16 protein-coding genes are annotated in these 19,921 nt (G+C 60.0%); 8 read left to right on the forward strand and 8 right to left on the reverse strand.

Annotation, left to right across the window (positions count from 1 at the left end; all coding sequences use genetic code 11):
* Positions 1-15: 15 nt before the first annotated feature.
* The 8 genes from ACTJK7_RS05055 to cbiE form a co-directional block, all read right to left on the reverse strand.
* Positions 16-462, reverse strand: a complete 447-nt coding sequence (locus ACTJK7_RS05055; protein ID WP_323151512.1) for a DUF2946 domain-containing protein — start codon at positions 460-462, stop codon at positions 16-18.
* A 21-nt stretch (positions 463-483) separates the two neighbouring features.
* Entirely contained in the window at positions 484-963 is a 480-nt protein-coding gene (locus ACTJK7_RS05060; RefSeq protein WP_179692816.1) for a copper chaperone PCu(A)C, read from the reverse strand.
* Between the two features lie 48 nt (positions 964-1,011).
* The gene (locus ACTJK7_RS05065; protein ID WP_108559388.1) at positions 1,012-1,413 is read right to left on the reverse strand and encodes a DUF2946 domain-containing protein; all 402 of its coding nucleotides are present in this window, start codon (positions 1,411-1,413) and stop codon (positions 1,012-1,014) included.
* A gap of 97 nt (positions 1,414-1,510) precedes the next feature.
* On the reverse strand, positions 1,511-1,801 hold the full coding sequence (locus ACTJK7_RS05070; RefSeq protein ID WP_085609233.1) for an addiction module antidote protein: 291 nt from the start codon (positions 1,799-1,801) through the stop codon (positions 1,511-1,513).
* A 3-nt stretch (positions 1,802-1,804) separates the two neighbouring features.
* Positions 1,805-2,107, reverse strand: coding sequence for a type II toxin-antitoxin system RelE/ParE family toxin (locus ACTJK7_RS05075; RefSeq protein ID WP_085611238.1), 303 nt, complete (start codon positions 2,105-2,107; stop codon positions 1,805-1,807).
* 191 nt (positions 2,108-2,298) lie between these two features.
* A complete protein-coding gene (locus tag ACTJK7_RS05080) occupies positions 2,299-3,027 on the reverse strand; it encodes a cobalt-precorrin-6A reductase (RefSeq protein ID WP_108559390.1) in 729 nt (242 codons plus the stop codon).
* Positions 3,024-4,121: a cobalt-precorrin-5B (C(1))-methyltransferase gene (locus ACTJK7_RS05085; RefSeq protein WP_323151511.1), complete on the reverse strand. Its 1,098-nt coding sequence runs from the start codon at positions 4,119-4,121 to the stop codon at positions 3,024-3,026. The genes ACTJK7_RS05080 and ACTJK7_RS05085 overlap by 4 nt, the downstream gene beginning before the upstream one ends.
* A complete protein-coding gene (cbiE, locus tag ACTJK7_RS05090; RefSeq protein WP_108559394.1) occupies positions 4,114-5,325 on the reverse strand; it encodes a precorrin-6y C5,15-methyltransferase (decarboxylating) subunit CbiE in 1,212 nt (403 codons plus the stop codon). Before cbiE ends, ACTJK7_RS05085 begins: the two co-directional genes overlap by 8 nt.
* Positions 5,326-5,546: 221 nt before the next feature.
* Between cbiE and ACTJK7_RS05095 the strand changes: the two genes are divergently transcribed.
* The 8 genes from ACTJK7_RS05095 to ACTJK7_RS05130 all read left to right on the forward strand — a co-directional run bounded on the left by ACTJK7_RS05095 (position 5,547) and on the right by ACTJK7_RS05130 (position 19,894).
* Positions 5,547-6,218, forward strand: coding sequence for a hypothetical protein (locus ACTJK7_RS05095; RefSeq protein WP_064379185.1), 672 nt, complete (start codon positions 5,547-5,549; stop codon positions 6,216-6,218).
* A 120-nt stretch (positions 6,219-6,338) separates the two neighbouring features.
* Entirely contained in the window at positions 6,339-7,175 is an 837-nt protein-coding gene (locus tag ACTJK7_RS05100) for a hypothetical protein (RefSeq protein ID WP_064379186.1), read from the forward strand.
* A gap of 53 nt (positions 7,176-7,228) precedes the next feature.
* Positions 7,229-7,891 (forward strand): hypothetical protein, encoded by a 663-nt coding sequence (locus tag ACTJK7_RS05105; RefSeq protein WP_108559396.1) that lies wholly within the window; start codon positions 7,229-7,231, stop codon positions 7,889-7,891.
* A 159-nt stretch (positions 7,892-8,050) separates the two neighbouring features.
* Positions 8,051-9,349 (forward strand): precorrin-3B synthase, encoded by a 1,299-nt coding sequence (gene cobG, locus ACTJK7_RS05110; protein WP_064379190.1) that lies wholly within the window; start codon positions 8,051-8,053, stop codon positions 9,347-9,349.
* Positions 9,342-9,968, forward strand: a complete 627-nt coding sequence (locus tag ACTJK7_RS05115) for a precorrin-8X methylmutase (protein ID WP_108559400.1) — start codon at positions 9,342-9,344, stop codon at positions 9,966-9,968. The genes cobG and ACTJK7_RS05115 overlap by 8 nt, the downstream gene beginning before the upstream one ends.
* Positions 9,965-10,699 (forward strand): precorrin-2 C(20)-methyltransferase, encoded by a 735-nt coding sequence (locus tag ACTJK7_RS05120; RefSeq protein ID WP_108559402.1) that lies wholly within the window; start codon positions 9,965-9,967, stop codon positions 10,697-10,699. The genes ACTJK7_RS05115 and ACTJK7_RS05120 overlap by 4 nt, the downstream gene beginning before the upstream one ends.
* Positions 10,699-12,402, forward strand: a complete 1,704-nt coding sequence (gene cobJ, locus ACTJK7_RS05125; protein ID WP_108559403.1) for a precorrin-3B C(17)-methyltransferase — start codon at positions 10,699-10,701, stop codon at positions 12,400-12,402. Before ACTJK7_RS05120 ends, cobJ begins: the two co-directional genes overlap by 1 nt.
* A gap of 313 nt (positions 12,403-12,715) precedes the next feature.
* On the forward strand, positions 12,716-19,894 hold the full coding sequence (locus ACTJK7_RS05130; RefSeq protein ID WP_440779942.1) for a TcdA/TcdB pore-forming domain-containing protein: 7,179 nt from the start codon (positions 12,716-12,718) through the stop codon (positions 19,892-19,894).
* Positions 19,895-19,921 lie beyond the last annotated feature (27 nt).

Consider the following 19,921-nt stretch of genomic DNA (forward strand, 5'->3'; position numbering starts at 1 on the left):
ATCAGAGGTGGGTGTTTACGCTGCGACGGGCGGGGCGCGGGTGCGGGCGCCGGGGAAGAAGGTCTGCCGGGCGTGGCCCAGGCGCGGGGAGGGTGGGGTGAAGGTGTTGACCAGTGGAATGCTGAAGGTGGCGAAGCTGCCGCCGCCGGTCAGCGCCGGGCAATTGAACAGCAGGCTGCAATAGCCGCACTTTTCCCACAGCACGTGGTGCGAGGATTGCGGCGGACAGTGTTGCGCCGAGGGCTGTGCACCGTGCCCGGAATGGTCCATACCCGGCATGTCCATCGACATGTCCATGCTCATTGGCATGGAGGTCGAGGCGTGCTGATCCATCGGCATCGACTGGGAAATCAGCGGGCCGATGAAGATCATCAACATGGCGAACAGGGCGATCCAGCTGCCGCGGGTCAGGTGTTCAGTCTGACGGCGTTGCAGGGAGGGCCTGGCGCTCAGGGGGCGCATGGGCGGAGTCTGCCGGAACGGTTACTGGGCGTGCGCGTGGGCTTGCGTGGCTTCCGGCGGCTTTTTCTGCACGGCGACTTCGACGGTCACGTCACCGGCCTTTTCAAAGTGCAGGGTCAGCGGGAAGCGCTTGCCATCGGTCAACAGACTGCGGTCGGTCGGATTCATCAGCATCACGTGATAGGCCATCGGCGCGAAGGTCACGTTTCCACCGGCCGGGATGGCCACGTTCGGCACCTGTTGCATCTTCATCAGATCGCCCTGCATCACGTGCTCGTGCAATTCCGCTGTCGGGGCGATGGGCGAGTCGACGCTGAGCAGACGGTCAGCGGTTTTGCCGCCGTTGTGAATGATGAAATACGCGGCAACGGTCGGCGCGTTCGGCGGCAGTTCCTGCGACCACGGGTGGGCGATCTCCAGCTCGCCGGCCTTGTATTCGTGGGCATGGGCGAAGCACGCAGGCAGCAACAGCGCAGCGATGACGATGAGTTTGTTCAACATGGCAGTTCTCCAGAACGATTTGAAACGCAGGTCAAATGCGGGAACAAATCAAACCAGAGGAGAGGCGCGGGGATTGAGGCTCGGCCATTGCTGGCGCGGTGTCGGAGTCTGCAGCACGGCGGGCGCCACGCTGCGATTGCTTTCGTATTGAGCGAAATACAGCTGCGGCGAATGCCCCGGCAACGCCACCACCGGCGCCGATCCGGAACAGCACCAGCAATGCTGCATGGTCGAATGATGGTCACCGTTTTGCGGCGCCTTCTGATCGAGGCTGCCGATGTCGATCGCCACCATCTTCGTCCCGCTGCCGGTGCAGAAACTGCTCCACAGCAACTGCTCGGCCGGCGTTTGCGCCGCCTGCGCCATCGCACCCGTCAACGGCATGGCGAGCATGTTGAACAGCACTGCAAAGCAGGCGATCCAGGCAAATGCGAGCCGGTGTCGGTTCATGGGACAGATCCGTAGGGTGGGCGATCAGGCGCGGCTATTTAGCCTGATCAGGGCCGATAAGTAAAAAAGCGTCGTGCGGTTTGGTGTCGCAGAGGATTCAGCCTGCTACGGCATGCAGCCGCAAACCCAGCGCCTTCATGACTTTCATGATAGTCGCGAATTCCGGATTTCCAGTGCTGCTCAGCGCTTTATAAAGGCTTTCACGACCCAGACCTGCATCCCGCGCAACCTGAGTCATGCCTTGGGCGCGGGCAATGTCATTAAGCGCTGCACGGATGAGAACGCCATCGCCAGCATCTTCGTCAAAACAGGCGTCCAGGTAAGCCGCCATTTCCTCCGGCGTTTTAAGAAACTCTGCAGCGTCGAAGCGGGTGAATTTTTCGGTCATGACTTACTCCTCATTACCGATGCTTTGCGCCATCCGGATGGCGCGTTTGATATCTCGTTTTTGTGTCGACTTGTCGCCCCCCAGCAGTAGCAGATAAATCACGTTACCTTTACGTGTGAAGTACATCCTGTAGCCGGGACCGTAATGAACGCGCATTTCATAAACGGCACTGCCAACGAACTCGCAATCACCCATATTTCCATGCTCTGCACCTCGAATTCTGGCGATGATGCGAGCTTTGCCGTTGGTGTCTTTCATCGAGTCGAGCCAATCGGCAAATGCAGGGGATCGTTCAAATTCGATCATGTCGAAATCGTATTCCTTGGGATACAGGCTGACAAGCCGCATTTTTCTTGAAGGCAGCAGTGCGCTTCAAGAATTTGCTCGCTGCAAATCTGTGTGGATTAAAGGAATCGAAATCTTGGCGTGAGGTGGCAGGGGCGAACAGTCGGCTGGTTCCTGAAATTCTGCCGGTCAAATCAAGGATTAGCTCGAAATCAGGAATTATCTGACGTAGAGAGGGCTTCCAGGACTTCAGACGTACTCTTGAACTCCCGATCAACCCCCGCCAACACCGGCCGCTTCAACACCATCACCGGCACCCCAAGCTCCCGCGCCACGTCCAGTTTCGGCTCGGTTGCGGTGCTGCCGCTGTTCTTGCTGATCAGCACGTCGATCTGCCGGCGTTCGAACAGCGCTCGCTCGTCCTCCAGCAGAAACGGTCCACGGGCGCCGATGACTTCGCAGCGTTCGTTGCCGGGGTAGACGTCGAGGGCGCGCAGGGTCCAGAACTGGTGCGCGGGGATTTCATCGAGGTGTTGCAGCGGTTCGCGGCCAAGGGTGAACAGTGGGCGGCGGAAGGGTTCGAGGGCGGTGATCAGTTCGGCCCAGTCGGCGACTTCGCGCCAGTCATCGCCCCGTTGCGGTTGCCACGCCGGGCGGCGCAGGGCCCAGCAGGGGATGCCGGTGAGTTGCGCAGCAGTGGCGGCGTTGTGGCTGATCTGTGCGGCGTAGGGATGGGTCGCGTCGAGCAAAAGTGTGATGCCTTCGTCGAGAATGAACTGCGCCAGACCTTCGGCGCCACCGTAGCCGCCGACGCGCACCTGACACGTCAGATCGGTCGGCACCCGGCCGACGCCGGCCAGGCTGTAAATGTGTTCTGGCCCCAGAGTGCGCGCGATGGCCAGCGCTTCAGTCACGCCGCCGAGCAACAGAATCCGTTTCATACAAAAGCTCCCGCATGGCCGACGATGCCGCCCTGACGATCAATCGCAAACACTTCGACCTGCACCTGAGCCGGCACCACGCTGCGGGCGAATTCCAGAGCATGGCGGCAAACTTCATCACCCAGGGCAACACCCGCCGCACTGGCCATCGCCAACGCCTGCTGACTGGTGTTCGCCCCGCGTATGGCTTGCTGCAGCGCATCGTCGGCGCCAATCGCCGCCGCCCATTCGGCCAGTTGCGGCAGGTCGATGCTCGAATGACGCGAGTGCAGGTCCATGTGCCCGGCTGCGAGTTTGCTGATCTTGCCGAAGCCGCCGCACAGGCTGAGTTTATCCACAGGTACTTTGCGCAGGTGCTTGAGCACCGCGCCGACGAAGTCGCCCATTTCGATCAGGGCAATTTCCGGCAGGTTGTAGACCCGGCGCATGGTGTCTTCGCTGGCGTTGCCGGTGCAGGCGGCGATGTGCAGGAAGCCGTTGGTTTTCGCCACGTCGATGCCTTGGTGGATCGAAGCGATGTACGCCGCGCAGGAAAACGGCCGGACGATGCCGCTGGTGCCGAGGATCGACAGCCCGCCGAGAATCCCCAGGCGCGGGTTCATGGTTTTCAATGCCAAAGCTTCGCCGCCCTCGACATTCACCGTCACCGCGAAGCCGCCGCGATAGCCGGTTTCTTCGGCGAGCAGCGTCAGGTGATCGCTGATCATCTTGCGCGGCACCGGGTTGATCGCCGGTTCGCCGACGGCCAGCACCAGTCCCGGGCGGGTGACGGTGCCGACACCTTTACCGGCAATGAAGCGAATTCCCGGCTCGTCGATCAGTTGCACACGGGAGTAGAGCAGGGCGCCGTGAGTCACGTCCGGATCATCGCCCGCATCCTTGATCGTTCCGGCTTCCGCGCCGTCTTCGGTCAGTCGGCAGAACTCCAGTCGCATCTGCACCTGCTTGCCCTTGGGCAACACGATCTGCACCGCGTCCGCCACCACTCCGCCGAGCAGCAGGCGAGCCGCGGCGAGGCTGGTCGCTGTGGCGCAGCTGCCGGTGGTCAGGCCGCTGCGCAGGGGCGCGGGTTGTTCGGCAGTTTCGTCACGCATCGAGGGGTTTGACCAGATCGAGCAGGGTGATCGGCAGCGCCTGGCGCCAGGTATCGAACTCGCCCAGCGGCTGTGCCTGGGCGATGTGGATGCGGGTCAGCTCGCCGCCGTGCTGTTCGCGCCAGCTCATCAAGGTCATTTCGCTTTGCAGGGTCACGGCGTTGGCGACCAGTCGGCCACCGGGCTTTAGTTGTTCCCAGCAAGTGTCGAGCACGCCTTCGCGGGTCACGCCGCCGCCGATGAAAATCGCGTCCGGACGTTCCAGCCCGATGAGCGCCTGCGGCGCACTGCCGCGAATCAATTGCAGGCCGGGAACACCCAGCGCATCGCGGTTGTGTTCGATCAGCTGCTGGCGACCATCGTCAGCCTCGATGGCCAGTGCGCGACAGCTCGGGTGCGCGCGCATCCACTCGATGCCGATCGAGCCGCTGCCGGCGCCGACGTCCCACAGCAGTTCGCCCGGTGTCGGGGCGAGGCGGGCGAGGGTGATGGCGCGCACGTCACGCTTGGTCAGTTGGCCGTCGTGCCGGAAGGCCGAGTCCGGCAGCCCGGCGAGGCGCGACAGGCGCGGAGTGTCTGGATCTGCGAGGCATTCGATGGCGATCACATTGAGGTCGGCAATGCGCGGATCGTTCCAGTCGTTGGCGGTGCCGTCGATCCGGCGTTCGGCGCTGCCACCCAGATGCTCCAGGACGCTCAGGCGACTGGCGCCGAAGCCGCGCTCGCGCAGCAATGCCGCAACGGCGGCCGGGCTCTGGCCGTCATTGCTCAGCAACAACAGGCGCACGCCGCCAAACAGTTGTGCATTGAGAGCCGCCAGCGGGCGAGCCACCAGCGACAGCACGCTGACGTCCTGCAACGGCCAGCCCAGTCGGGCCGCCGCCAGCGAGCAGGACGACGGGGCCGGCAGGACCAGCATCTCGGCCCCCGGCACCTGCCGCGCCAGGCTCGCGCCAACGCCGTAGAACATCGGATCACCGCTGGCCAGCACACACACCGCTTCGCCGCGACGCTCGAGCACCGGGGCCAGGGAAAACGGGCTCGGCCACAACTGGCGCTCGCCACGGATGCACACCGGCAACAGATCCAGCTGACGCTGACCGCCGATGATCCGCGAGGCGCTCATCAAGGCGCGCCGGGCATTTTTGCCAAGACCTTTGAAGCCGTCTTCGGCAATGCCTACAACCGTCAGCCAAGGGGTCATGCCATTCCTCATTACTTGTTCATCGTCAGTGGGCGACATGATAACGCGACTCCCGCGAAATGACTGCTGCGCATTTTGAACAGCCTGGAAGACATCTAATGTTTATGTTGTTTTTTCTCAGGTTGTTTTTTTGTTGATAAGTTTTGTTTGTAGTTGGTATGGGTTTGTTAGAGATGACTTGTTGTTCTGGATAGTGATTTTTATAAGGGAATTAATGACGCATGGAAATGCTTGATAATGTTTTGCCACAAGTCGCTGACATTGCCGAAGAAAGCAGCTCGGTTGTCGCGGGAAATAGCTTGCTCACTTTTTTTTCCGGAGTGAGCCGTGAAGATGAACGTTTTATCAAAGACAGCATGCGCTGGGCCGAGTATCAGGCCGACCAGCGCGTGAACAGAAGACAGGCTCCGGGCTTCTGGTTCGAATATTACTCCGCATCGCTTCAGCAGCTTGGCTGGGAGCTGGGTGAACCGGTGCGGGTTGCCGGTCGGGAGTTTGAGGGCGACTTTCTGGATGCCTGGTCAAAATCGATGGAACGGCTGCTGAGTAGTGGAAGGCGACAGCAGATGAAAAAAACCTTCCAGTTGCTGGAACACAATCCGGCGGGTTTTGATTTGTTTGCGGACAGTGTCCGGGAATGGAATGACTTTGTATTTTCACCGGCCTATTACAATTACTATAAACATCTTGAAATAGTGATCAGTCATGTCGGGTTGCTCGACGCCCAGTGGACGAAGAGGTATTTGTTCTGGGATGTCGAATATTCCAGGTCGCAACTGGAAGTCTATGCGCGGCGGTTCATGAATACGCCGAAAAACATGAGTGCCCGGCGAGCAGAGTTGACTGAACTGGTCCGCGATATGCGGCGTAATGAGTTTGCACTGAGTCAGTGAGTTCGGTTTTTTTGTCTGTGTTGAAATAAATTGAATGCAGTGAAAGTTGCGTGTTGGTGGAGTGGAAGTTAGTTTGAGTGTGCGCCACGGAGGCGTTTTTAATTTAAAGGAATGTGCATAATGAATGAAGTAATTGCTAAGAATGACGAAGTGGTTGGTGAGACCTTGTCCGCAGCTCAACGTATTGCTTTGATCGAAGAGTGTAACCAGCTGATCGCCGCACAGCCCGTTCCTCGCTCTGCGAAGTTGTCGCTGAATGCCAGTTTGCCAATCGACAAGGATGAACTTAACGCCGCCATCATGGGCACAGGCATCGCCGGTTTCGATGAAAGTATGTCCAGACGCAGCAAACGCATTGTGAAAAATACCTATATGTACGCTGATCTGGTTGCCTTGACCAAATACCCTTCCGCCAGCCAGAAGGAGAAACGCTACGATGAATTCATGAAGCTCATGAAAGTAGGGGGCTGGTTTGCCTTCAACCAGCCTTACAATCGCTACAATGCAACTTCCCAGAAACTGACCATGGACAATGTTGCACTCAACATCCTCCATACTGCGGTGTCTTCGGCGGTGGGGCAGGGGGCGGCGGCCTTGAAGGTGCTCAAGGATGTGGCGGACTCCACGATTGAAGCGCTGAAAGATGTCCCTGAAGCGCTGGGACTTTTTGAACGCAACGTTAAAAAAGCCGAGGGCGGCAACTTCTGTATGTCGAGTGCCCTGGAAAACAAAGACGGCACCATCACGATGGCCATCGCTGCGGTTCAGTATTTTGCCGCGGCGCAACCGACCAAGGTGCTGTTTGTCGAGTGGGCGACATCCAGCGTCAGCATCTACAACGGCTCCGCCACCATGACCATGGACGAAGAGGACTACTTGCTGGTCGAGCCATTGATTGTCAGGGCATTGACCGAGCAGCGTGAAAAAGCGCTCAGCTACGAGTTTGGCCAGGCCTGATGTTCATTGAAGCCAGAGGCCCGGTCCTCTGGCTTTCTTAAAAGGAGTTTTCGATGAATGCAGGTGTTGGTTTCAAGACCTTCGTATGCGCCGGTACGGTGGTGTTGGTCGCGGATGAGTTGTTGGCGTCGGACCGGTGCGATGGTCTGGATGCACTGCTTTATGCTCAACTGGTCGCTTCTCGCAAATGTCCTGACTTTGCCCAGGTCGATGCATGGAATCAGGCCAACAGGATCGCACTGAGAGTCACCGGTGCAATGTTGCTGGATAACCCGCAAGCCAGCCTGCCTGTGCCGATGCCGCGCAGTTTTACTCTCGCCGAGTTGACCCGGCGGATCCTTTATCAGTGGGTTCCCGCCGCGACCGATGAAGTCGTGGATCTCAGCCTGGATTCGCTGTTGAGCGAGGCATCGCCGACGCCGGCAACGGGCGTTCTTTTCGAGAACGCGTTGCATGAGGGCCGGTGGGTGCGGTTCGGACTCAGTCTTCTGACTCGGGGGCTGGGGGTGTCGACAGTCTTCATCGCGTTCGAAGTTGATGAAGTCATTGAAGGCAATCTCTGGTGCCATCGATTCAATACCGCAAACGTGCGGGGTAACGTATCCATCGATGGTTACAGGGCACTGATCGATCCCGAAGATTACGTCTTTTCCCGGGCCAAAGTGATTGAGTTATTGGGGGAGCGGCGCCAGGAGCAGATCATCGCGTTAGCCTGAGAGTTGGCGACAAGCTCCAGCGGTGGCGGTAGAAGATGCAACATGATCGGCTGTCCGACGGGCAGACTTTTCATGCAGTCAGGCAAAGCAGGCATAATGGCGACCTTTCGCCCATCACAGCACTGCCTGTCAGCCGGTCAGCCCTTGAACGAACGCCCGATGTCCAACGCCATACGCCCCTCGGCCTGTCCGGGGTTGCTGCGTATCGTCCAGGCGCTGGATGGCGGGATCTGCCGGATCAAGCTTGACGGTGGTTCGATCACGGCCGGTCAGGCCGATGCGCTGGCCAACGCTGCCGAGCGCTTTGCCGGCGGGGCGATCGAGGCGACCAACCGGGGCAATCTGCAGATACGCGGGATCGGCGAGCAATCCGCCGCGCTGATCGACAGCCTGCTGGCCGCCGGTCTCGGGCCGCGAACCGCAGCCGGCGATGATGTGCGCAACCTGATGCTCAGCCCGGCTGCCGGTATTGACCGGCAGATGCGCTTCGATACTCGGCCATTGTCCGGGCAGATCCTCGAGACCCTGCAAAGCCATCCGCGTTTCCATGAGCTGAGCGCCAAGTTCGCCGTGCAACTGGATGGCGGAGAAGCGCTGGCGATGCTCGAACACCCCCATGATCTGTGGTTGTCGGCGTACCAGGAGTGCGACGACACGCTGTTGGCGTTCGGCCTGGCGGGTTGCCCGACGGATCGACCGCTGGCTGCCGTAGCGCTTGCCGACGGCCATGCGCTGGTGGTGGCGGTGTTGGAGTTGTTCCTCGAGCTGGCCCGGCCGGATCAGGCCCGGATGCGCCATCTGCTGGAAGAATGCCCGGCGCCGAAGTTTCTGGAAGTGCTCGGTCAGCGGATCAACCTCCAGGCTGCCAGAGATTGGCAGCGCGAAGCCGGATCAGTGGGTTTGCACCTCGGCATCCACGCTCAGCAGTTGCCCGGTCAGGTCTATGTCGGTGCCGCACCGGCGCTCGGTCGCCTCGACCCGGATACGCTGCGTGGTGTTGCGCAATTGGCCAGAACCTTCGGCGACGGCAGCCTGCGTTTCACCCCTTGGCAGAGTCTGTTGCTGCCTAATGTGCGGGAAACCGATGCGGTTCAAGTGCTCGACGAATTGGATACGCTGAACCTGCTGACCCGTGTCGAAGATCCTTTGGCGCGCCTGATCGCCTGCACCGGTGCCAACGGTTGCGGCAAAGGCCTGGCCGACACCAAACACGATGCCCGCCTGCTGGCTGCGCTGTTGCCCCACGCCGTGGATGTGCACCTGTCCGGCTGCCCTCGCTCTTGCGCCGCCGCGCATCGGGCTGGGGTGACGCTGCTGGCGGTCGGCCCCGGTCACTACGATCTCTATTTTCGCGATGCAGCGCTGCCGGGTTTCGGCGCACTGCACGCTCACAACCTTACTATCGAAGCGGTCGCGACCCTGCTCGCCGCCCGCTCACGGAGCCCCCTTGATGCTTGATTACATCCGCGACGGTCAGGAGATCTATCGCAACTCCTTCGCGATCATTCGCAGCGAGGCCAACCTCGCGCGCATTCCGGCCGACCTGGAAAAACTCGCGGTGCGGGTGATCCACGCCTGCGGCATGGTCGAGGCGATCGACGGGCTTCAGTTTTCCGAAGGCGCGGGCAAGGCCGGGCGCGATGCGCTGGCCGCCGGTGCGCCGATCCTGTGCGATGCGCGGATGGTTTCCGAGGGCGTGACCCGTGCGCGCCTGCCGGCCAACAACCAAGTGATCTGCACCTTGCGCGATGACAGCGTGCCGGGGCTGGCGCGCGAGCTGGGCAACACCCGCTCGGCAGCCGCTCTGGAGCTGTGGCGTCCGCATCTGGAAGGCAGCGTGGTGGTGATCGGCAACGCGCCGACCGCGCTGTTCTATCTGCTGGAAATGCTCGATGCCGGCGCCCCGAAACCGGCGTTGATCCTCGGCTTCCCGGTGGGCTTCGTCGGCGCTGCCGAGTCCAAGGCCGAGCTGGCTGCCAACAGCCGTGGCGTGCCGTTCGTGATCATGCAGGGCCGCCTCGGCGGCAGCGCCATGGCTGCCGCTGCGGTCAATGCCCTCGCCACGGAGATCGAATGATGCAGGCTCAAGGACGTTTGATTGGCCTGGGCGTCGGCCCCGGTGATCCGGAACTGATTACCGTCAAGGCCCTGCGCCTGCTGCGCGAATCGCCGGTGGTGGCGTACTTCGTGGCCAAGGGCAAGAAGGGCAACGCGTTCGGCATCATCGAAGCGCATCTGCAGGACGCGCAGAACCTGCTGCCGCTGGTGTACCCGGTGACCACCGAAGTGCTGCCGGCGCCGCTGTCCTACGAGCAAGTGATCAGCGACTTCTACGATGAAGCGGCAGAGGAAGTGGCCGCGCATCTGGATGCCGGTCGCGACGTGGCGGTGATCTGCGAAGGTGATCCGTTCTTCTACGGCTCTTACATGTACCTGCACGATCGTCTCGCCGGCCGCTATGAAGCCGAAGTGGTGCCGGGCGTCTGCTCGATGCTCGGCGGCGCCTCGGTGCTGGGCGCGCCGCTGGTGTATCGCAATCAGAGCCTGTCGGTGTTGTCCGGCGTGCTGCCTCATGACGAGCTCAAGCGTCGTCTGGCCGATGCCGACGCGGCGGTGATCATGAAGCTGGGGCGCAACTTCCCGAAGGTGCGCGAGGTGTTGGCGGAACTGGGTCTCGCCGAGCGTGCGCTGTATGTCGAGCGCGCGACCATGGCCAATCAGAAGATCGTGCCGCTGGATGAGGTCGAGCCGATGTCGTCGCCATACTTCTCGCTGATCATTGTTCCTGGCGAACGGTGGCAAGGCTGATGAACCATTCCACACCGGCCATCGTCATTCTCGGCCAGGGCGCGCTCGCTACGGCCCGTCGCCTTCAGCAGGTCTATCCGGGCGCAAAGATTCACGGGCTCAATGGACGTGTCGAAGGCGCAGACCTGACTTACAGCGAATTCGGCGCGACCCTGCGCGCGCTGTATCAACAGGACACGCCGATCATTGCCCTGTGCGCGGCCGGCATCGTCATCCGCACCCTGGCGCCGCTGCTACTGGAGAAAGGCAACGAGCCACCGGTGCTCGCCGTGGCTGAGGACGGCAGTGCCGTGGTGCCGCTGCTCGGTGGCCTCGGCGGGGTGAATGTCATGGCCCGCGAGATCGCGGCTGCGCTTGAAGTGGCAGCGGCGATCACCACCAGCGGCGAGTTGCGCTTCGGCACCTGCCTGCTCAACCCGCCCGGCGGTTATGCCCTCGGCGATCTCGAGCAGGGCAAGCGTTTTGTCTCCGACCTGCTCGCCGGCCACAGCGTGCGCATCGACGGCGCTGCGCCGTGGCTTGAGCAGGCGCAACTGCCGGAAGATCCACGGGCGCAGCGCTCGATTCATGTCAGCAGCGCAGCCCGAGAAGCGAGCGCCAGTGAGTTGCTGATTTATCCACGCAGTGTGGCGGTGGCGGTCGGTGCCGATGTGGCCGATCTGCCGGATGCGATTCGCGATGCGTTGCAGCAGGCCGGTGTGGCGATTCAATCGCTGGCCTGTCTGGTGGCGGCGGACGTTCAGATGGCCAGTCCGGCATTGCGTGAGGCTGCGCTTGAACTGGCGGTGCCGCTGCGCTTTGTGGCGCCGGCGAATGACATCGGTGAGCTGGCTCGTGATGCAGTCCCCGGCGCTCGGATCATCACCACATCCCATGACCTCGCCATCGCCGTGGCCGAACAACCGCTGGATGTTTCGCAGGTTGGCCGTCCGCGCGGACGTCTGGCCGTCATCGGTCTCGGGCCAGGTGCAGCCGAGCTGATGGTGCCGGCGGTAAAAGCCGAACTGGCCCGGGCCACCGACGTGCTGGGTTACGAAACCTACGTGCGCATGGCCGGCCCGTTCCGCGCTGATCAGGTGCAGCATTGCACCGACAACCGCGAAGAAATGCAGCGCGCCCGTCACGCCTTCAGGCTGGCCGCTCAGGGCCGATCGGTGATCGTCGTTTCCTCCGGCGATCCGGGCGTGTTCGCCATGGCGGCGGCGGTGCTCGAAGCGTTGCACGAGTCGACGGACCCGGCGTGGCACAGCGTCGATCTGGAAATTCTGCCGGGCGTGTCCGCCTCGCTCGCCACCGCCGCTCAGGCCGGTGCACCGTTGGGTCACGACTTCTGCGTGATGTCGCTGTCGGACAACCTCAAGCCGTGGTCGATCATTGAGAAACGGCTGGATCTGGCCGCCGAAGCGGATCTGGCGCTGGCGTTCTACAACCCGATCTCCCGCGCCCGTCCGTGGCAACTGGGGCGAGCGCTGGAAATCGTCGCGCAACACCGCACACCGCAAACGCCAGTGGTGCTGGGCCGCGATATCGGTCGGCCGGGGCAGACGTTGCGGGTGACGACGCTCGGCGCAGTGACGCCGGAGCAGGTGGACATGCGCACGATGGTGCTGATCGGTTCGTCCACGACCTGCACCTTTGCTCGTGCCGAAGGTGGCGAGTGGGTGTACACCCCACGTTGGTACGGTGAAAAGCCAGTGGGCTGACGTCCGATGCTTGCGCTCGCATACCTGCCGTACGCAAACAAGGCCGCGAACTTGATATTCGCGGCCTTGTTTTTTAAGTTGAGAATCTGTTTCGAAATACTGACTGTTTTTAAAGTGTCGGGATTTATATTGTTTTGAATGTTGTGATGGAAACAGTTTGAAGGTTTTTATGTTTGTGGTGGTTGTTTTTTTATCCTAGTCTGGCCCGGCTTCAAGGAAGTTTATTAATTATCGAGTGCCCTCCTGATCAATATGAGCAGGGAGGTGTGTTTGTGCCTGTTTGAATGTTTTTGATCGAATGGAATCTGTCATCATGGATGTTGAAAGTTTAATTGGTTTGCCTTCGAAGACCGAATTCAGTCATATAAAGAATGCATTTGCCGCGTATTCGGCGAGCGCCGAATATGCGGCGCTCGAACACTATTATCAGTTGGCCACCGCAACGAATCAGCCTGTGGAACAGCAGTTGCCAGTCAAACTATTCCTCGAAACCTTTGAATCGTTGACCGGGCGAATGAAGGGGCCGGTATCACCGGTCATCGAGCGGGCGCACGCGCGTATTCAGAACTACGCGTCGCGACTTGGCGCAACGGTTTCAGTATTTTCAGGTGTCGCTCGGACCGTTCCGAAAATCATGCACTTCGTCTGGGTGGGCGGCAGTGAAGTCGGTCACATCCAGCGCGACTACATGAATATCTGGCGCGCCGTGCTGGGCCCGGAGAATTACCAATTCAATCTCTGGTACGACAGCGATGCGTTGCTGGCTTTCGAGATGAACCGCGTCATTCTCGACAGTGCCAGGGCGCATGCGATGGAGTCCGGCGCAGATCAGGTCAGCAAACCTTCGCAGCTGGCACAAATGATTGAAGACCGCGCGCGCGTCTTGAAGCTCCAGATGGCGGATTACATCAACCAGCCGCAGTGGGCCGGACGCAGGGATGACGCCCGCATCCAGTTAATGGTCAGCGCATATGGCAAGGACCGCAAGGTGCTGGAGGCATTCCGTCAGAAATGCCTGGATACGCATCTGGCGATGGCCGGTGATGATCTGCGAGTGCGTGACGCTGGCCGCGAGTTTGCCGGACATTTCCTGCAGGATGTCTATCAGCGGGAAATCGGCCTGCGCGGAAATCTCGCGGCAGCCAGTGATGTCGTCAGGTTGCAGGCCGGGTTTCTGGAGGGCGGCCGCTACAGTGACATGGACTATCTGCCTCCGTTTGTCGACAAGCTGGGCGGCGTGGACATCAGCCAGTTCAGCGAAGAGGCGAAGGTGGGCGTGCTGCAGCTTCTGCTCAATGAGGATGCTTCGTTGATGCCGGGCAGGGATCGGTCTCGCTACAAGGACAGAACCGACAAAATTCCTGCACAGGATAAAGAAAAACTTCTAGCGTTTGCCCGTGAGAAGCCCGGCGTGTCCGGAATATTCATTGCCCCGCAGGACAGCCCGGTTCCGCAGGATGCCATTCGCCTGGGCACCGCGAAAGGTCTTGCGAGCAATGGGGAAATGAACGCGCATTTTCTGGCGCAGCCGCGCAGCGGGATGACCATGGCCTACATGCAGGCGATCCGTCTGAATTATGACTGCCTGTATGAGGTCGAGCGTCGTCTGGACGCAATGGGTATCGCGGCGTCGGATGAAAGCCGTGTTATCAGCGTCATTCAGAACGTCGTCAATGAAAAACAGGCGGAGGGAAGATTTCCCGGTTCAAAGAATCACTTTTCATCGGCCAATCTGATTGAAGCCATTGCTACGTATTATCAAGACGGCATTCGCATCGGCGCACGAGGAACTGTCACGCTGACCGGGCCAGGCAGCGCGGCGACAGGAGTGACAAAGTATATAGAAGACAAATTATTGCCCGATCATGTCGATGATGTGCGTAAACATCTCAAGTTACTGGACAGCTACAACGTCTATACCGAAGAGGAAATGATCTCTGGCTGGACCGTCAATGATGATCCCGAACAGTGGCTGACGAAAGAACACAACAAGTGGAAAGATGGAAAACTCCTGTCACGTTACGGCGCCAACCTGACGGAGTTGCTCAATGAGCACCATATGACATTCAAGCAGGGCTGGCCGGTCATCGAAGGCAAACCGGTGTTCTTGACCGATGTCTTGCAGAAACTGATGAATGATCTGGGCGACCCCTTCATCAAGGCAATGCGCGACAAACTGAGTGGCGAAATCAATGTCGGCAGGCGAATCGATCTGGGTCTGGATGTTCGACAGCAAATTCTCGCGCAACCTGACAGCCTCATTCCGCCTTCGCATGGGGAGCAGGCTGCCGACAATTTCAATGATTTTCTGACAAGGCTTGCCCGGGGGGCGCTTGAACTCGATCAGTTGAGCCCGTTGCAGAGAGCTGTTATCGGTGGTTTGTTCTCGGCATCGCGTGTGGATGTGGAGGGCTTTTCCGAGGCGTGGCAAAAAGTCCGGGCAGTGGCCCGGGACACCGTCGATGAAGGCTTTTTCAAACGCTATAACGCTATCGAGAAGATCCTTTACGAACGCAGCGCTCCGGCTTTTCAGGCCGGTTTTGCCCAAGGGGCCACATCTGGCGCAGAGAGCGCAGGTGAGCTGAAGGTCCGCGCACTGGCCGAACCGCTGACCTTGTACCAGTGGGGACAGCGCATCGCGCAAATCAACGGTGCCGCGCGCCGTGACTATCAGACGAAAATCCTCAGGAACGCTGTGCAGATCCGCGAGCAGTTCTTCAAGGCCGGGGCCTCTTCGGCACGGCAGGTTCCTCAGGATCTGTTGCGGCTGGGCACCGGCGATCCCGGCCGCCGCTGCTATCCCTTGGCATTGCTGATGGCCGCTGCGCTGGGGCTCGGAGACGAGGCCGAGCGTGCGCTGATCGGCCGGATTGCCAATGCCAGTCTCGATCCCGCTGATGCCGAGTCCCGGACCATGTTTGCCGCACTGGATGACTTGTCGGCTGTTGCAACGACCGAGATCGGACGTTCGAACGGAGCACTTGGGCTTGACGTGATTGTCCGCAATCTGGAGGCGAAAGCCGGATCCGCCGTCTACCTGCTCGATACGGGTAAGCATGCATTGCTGGTGGCCAGGGTTCAGGTTGACGGAAAACCGTCCTATCGCTTTTTCGACCCGAATTATGCGATTTACGGATTCTCTCGGGCGGATCAACTCCAGCGAGCCATACAGGGTCACCTCGCCAGTGACGGTGATTTGGCAGCGCTCTACGGTCTGGCCGGTTCGACGGACTCCGTGTTCACGGTGATCGAGCTGGATACGAAGGCGATTGCCGACAAGGTATTGCCTTCGAAACTGCTCGTGAACGACCTTCTGAAGAGCGAACGGGTTAGCGCCGGCCGAACGGTTTCCGTATGGGATGAACAGGCATCGGCACGCATGCGCTCGCTTTCGGAAAACGTGCGGATGGGAGAGGGCCTGGCGCAACTTGACGCACGCCACCAGGCAGGCGAGTTCGAAGAGGCGACCCGGCGCTTGCGCAGTGACAGCCAGCTTGGGGAGCAATACCTGCCATTGCTCGAGACGGTGAGGGAAACGTCGAAGTCGCACTACACGCTGACGATGGTTGACGCCCGTCACCCCCAGGTCTCGGTCGAGGTCAGTACCGTCGATTCACGGTTCATCAAACTCGCAAGACACATCAGGCGTCTGGCAAACACGCTGGCGGGGCCGGCGCGAGGCCCGGTGGAGACCGACGGCGGCAGCCGTTTGAGTTTTGCCTTCGCTATCCAGGCCATCATCAATGAGATGCGCAGTCGAGAGTATCAACGTCAGGGGGGGCAGATTCCCGCACTGACGACCGCTCTGCAGGTCCAGGCTTATGTGAGTTATGCGCAACTGAGTTTTGGTGTCGTGACAGACGCACTGCAGATGGTCAGTCTGGTGCGACAAGTGGCGGCCAGTGAACAGGCGCTCGCAGCAGGTCATGCGTCGCTTTCCTCGCGGTTGCTGGGGCGTGCCGCATCGGGAGTAGGTCTGGGATTTTCGGCGGTCAACATCGGTTTCGATATCCATGGCCTGACCGTGGCCACCACTGATGAGCAACGCTCGCGACTGGCCACCCAGCTTGCATTCAATGGGGCGGCGCTGGGTCTGGATATAGCGGCGCTGGCGGTCGGCGGTACGGTGGGGTCGGTGGCGGCTGTGCTGTCGATTCCGTTGCTGGGCATCGGTATCGGTGCAGCGGCCATTGCCAGCAACCTGGGACAAATCAGTGACAAGGCCAGAGCGGTCGGACGTCACTTGTTTCTGATCAATGAAGCCTATACGGAGGCAGGACACAGGATCGAGAAGGGTGTCCTGCGTTTCGAACCCGAAGCCGTCATCACAGAGCTGGATCTGCGGCGGGGCAGCGTGGCATTCGATAGCCAGAAGTTCTTCGCGACGATCTTTCAGACTGTGGGGCTTCCCTCCTTCGATGCAAGAGAGCAGGAAAGGCACCGGGCGATCAATATTCGCGAGGCGCTGCGTCTGCCATCGACGTTGAGAATCGACCGGCAGAAACAGGTCAATGCAGTCGTCTTGCCCTGCACGCCAGGCTGTTACTACGGATACGAATACCAATTGGGTTCGTCGGGTTTCTCCCCGGACGAGGATATCTCCGAACGCTTGAAAACTTATCAGCGGTTCTGGGATTACGGGGATTATTCGCTGCCGGTCGCGCAAGACCGCAGCGGGCTGCGCACGTCCTATCCCAATATCATCGACGGATGGAAGGAACGACTGGAGTTCGATGAGCGGGGCGAGCAACGGTTGCAGTTCTTTTCCACGGCCCCGTTCCCCCATGTCCTCTACAAATTGCATCCGTTCAACACGCCGACCGCTATCCGCGTGCGCCTGGATGAACACTGTCGACAACTGGTCGTACCTCAATTGCCGGCCGAATGGAAAAACCTGATTTCCTATGAAATCACCGCCCATTCTGGACAAGTGCTGCTGACGCTCAGTCCGGGCGTGGTGTCGGTTGTCCTCAATCCGCCGCCTCTCGTTGAGGGCCCCTCCCCTGAGGCGTTTTTGCCTCGTGCCTCGGCCGAGTGGGTGATTGCCGCGCCTTGGGCGAGTGAGGAGCAGGTTCGGTTCGAGGACGCGGCACTTATCGTCGATGGCATCCGGATCGATGGCTTTGAAGGTTTTATACGGCTCAAGGGCGGCGAACTGTTTCAGGTGGATCGCAGCAAAAACAATGCGTTGCTGCTGGTTCGCATCGATCTGAGCAGCAACAGGATCTCGCAAACAAGTGAGTCCGGTGTCGGTATCACCGCCGGGCTGCCGGACGTGGACCGGATTTCAGATACCGTTCTGGCAAGACTCAGGAGCCTGCGCCGCGCGAATCGGCTGACCTCGTCGCACACGCCGGTGTCTGGTTTTCAGGTGCCTATGACTGCCTCCAACAAACCCGTTTCGACCACCGGGTACTACGACGCCGGACTGGATCGCATTCTGTATCCGCGCAATCTGCCGGACGCGGTGAATACAGGCATCGTTCTGGGAGCCGTCATTGCAGAGCACGCGTGGTTCTATCACCCGGATCATCCGACCCTGTGGCGTGTCGATACCCTCTCTGGAACGGTCAATCATCGCTATCGCCTGATGAATCCTGCGCAAGGTTCAAGAATCACCGGTTTCGAAAGCACGGTCAGCGGAGGGCTGCGTGTCGTTCAGGACGTCTCCGGCTCGGGTGAGGCCGACTATTCGTTGGAGTACCTGATTGATGGAGCGGCGTTGACATTCACACACTTCAACGCCCGGGGACATTCCGAAGATTTGCTTCAACGCACGCTCGATTACTGGAAGCAACCTCTGAGTCAGTTAACGCAACCCCGGCCGTATGCCGATGACGCTGCCGAAATGTCCACGTCGCTGAGCATCTGGAAAGCCGCGCCGTTTGTCGAGTTACGCTGTTTTGACCACGGTGAGTTTGCTTACTCCGGATGGCTTCGGCTGCATGACAACCAATTCATTCTCAATTATTTCGATGTCGTGCAGCGGACGATGTTGATGTGGGACCGGGTCGACAATCAGGACGCGATTATTTATGACAAGGAAGCTGGAGCGCTGATTAGAGTGGCGCTCGGCCGGATAGATGATGCAGAGACGGTTGACGACATTATCGAAGACAATGTCGTCGAGCTGACTTCTACCGCAGGTCGTTACGTTGCCACCAAAAAGGACGGGCGTCTGTTCGAGGTCGACAGGGACGGCGCGCTGCGGTTCATCGGCGTGGGTCAGCGCTGGTTCGAATTGAATCCCGACTGGCCGGACGCAATGTCTGAACTGGCTCAAAAGCATAAGGCCGCACCCTTTGCCGTGATCGGTCTGACGCGCCGGGACCGTCCTGCATTTCTGGCAGCGTGGTGCATCGCCGGGCAAATGCTACTGGCAGACGTCGGCGACGGCGGGGAAATGACTTTGCTTGCGACGACACCTGATGCGAAGGCGGCCTGGTTGTTCGACCGTACGGCAGGCCGACTCTATCGCCAGAGCCTCGTCGACTTCGAAGCGCTGGGGGCCGCCTTTGCCGAAGGCTCGCGTCTGTCGAATCCGGACCATTTGCCGAAGGCACAGCCGGTATGGGATCAGTGGCAGGTTTCAGAGGTCGAGGTCCGGGGTCAAGGGTTGCTGGTGCAGACGCGGGACGGTGTGAACCTGCAATTGATTGATGGCCAGCCGGCCAAAGTTCTCGGTGTCGAGACTCGCTGGTCCGAACGCGATCGCCCAACCGATGCCCGGCTTCGCGATCGCTTGCGAGCGCTGGTCTCGACCTGTCCACATGCTGCTTTCATGCCGGTTGGAGAGAGGGATGGATTCTATCGATACTATGTCCCCGAGTCCGATCAACTGTTCGACGTCATCAAACCGTCCGACGGGCAATGGCCGGTGTTTTTGGGCCTTGAAAGTGAATCGCTGCCGCTGGTGTACGACCCCGTGGATAACATTGTCTTCACGCCGCGCCCTGAGCCGACCCCGTCAGTCTCGATCTGGATGCAGGACTGTCTGGCACAGAGGCAGGAGGAGGTCATGTCCATTGCGTCCCGCAGTGACTTTCCAGGTTCACAGGTGGTTGTGCCCCTTGGCGTTGAAAAGCTGTTGCTGACGTTCGGCGCGCCGCAGCAGGTCTGTCGCCTGACCGACGAAGACTGGCAGCGCATGGACTGCATCGTGCTTGAATGCCAGCCGTCCCCGGACGTTCAGCGTTCCGGGGCGCCCAGGCTGTTTCTGGAGATGTCGGCGAACGAACGGCTGTTGCTGACAGTAAAGGACGGGCAACTCATGTTGATCGATCCAGACAACGCTCACAGTCTGATAGTGCGCGATGTATATGCCTCGGAAGGCGGGCCGGTCATTGCGATGGAGATCGTTGTCAGGACCGCAACGGGTGACCACCGGTTCAGCCTTGAACAGCTGCTGCACAAGGTCATGACTGATCAGGTCGACAAAGGCTACGTGGACATGAAGGCGTTGATCGCAACGAGCGAATCGTTCACTCACTGATTCGATTGTGGCCAAACGAGGCCGCCG

The sequence above is a fragment of the Pseudomonas sp. 22085 genome (genome assembly GCF_052045815.1).
GTDB classification, from domain to species: domain Bacteria; phylum Pseudomonadota; class Gammaproteobacteria; order Pseudomonadales; family Pseudomonadaceae; genus Aquipseudomonas; species Aquipseudomonas glycinae.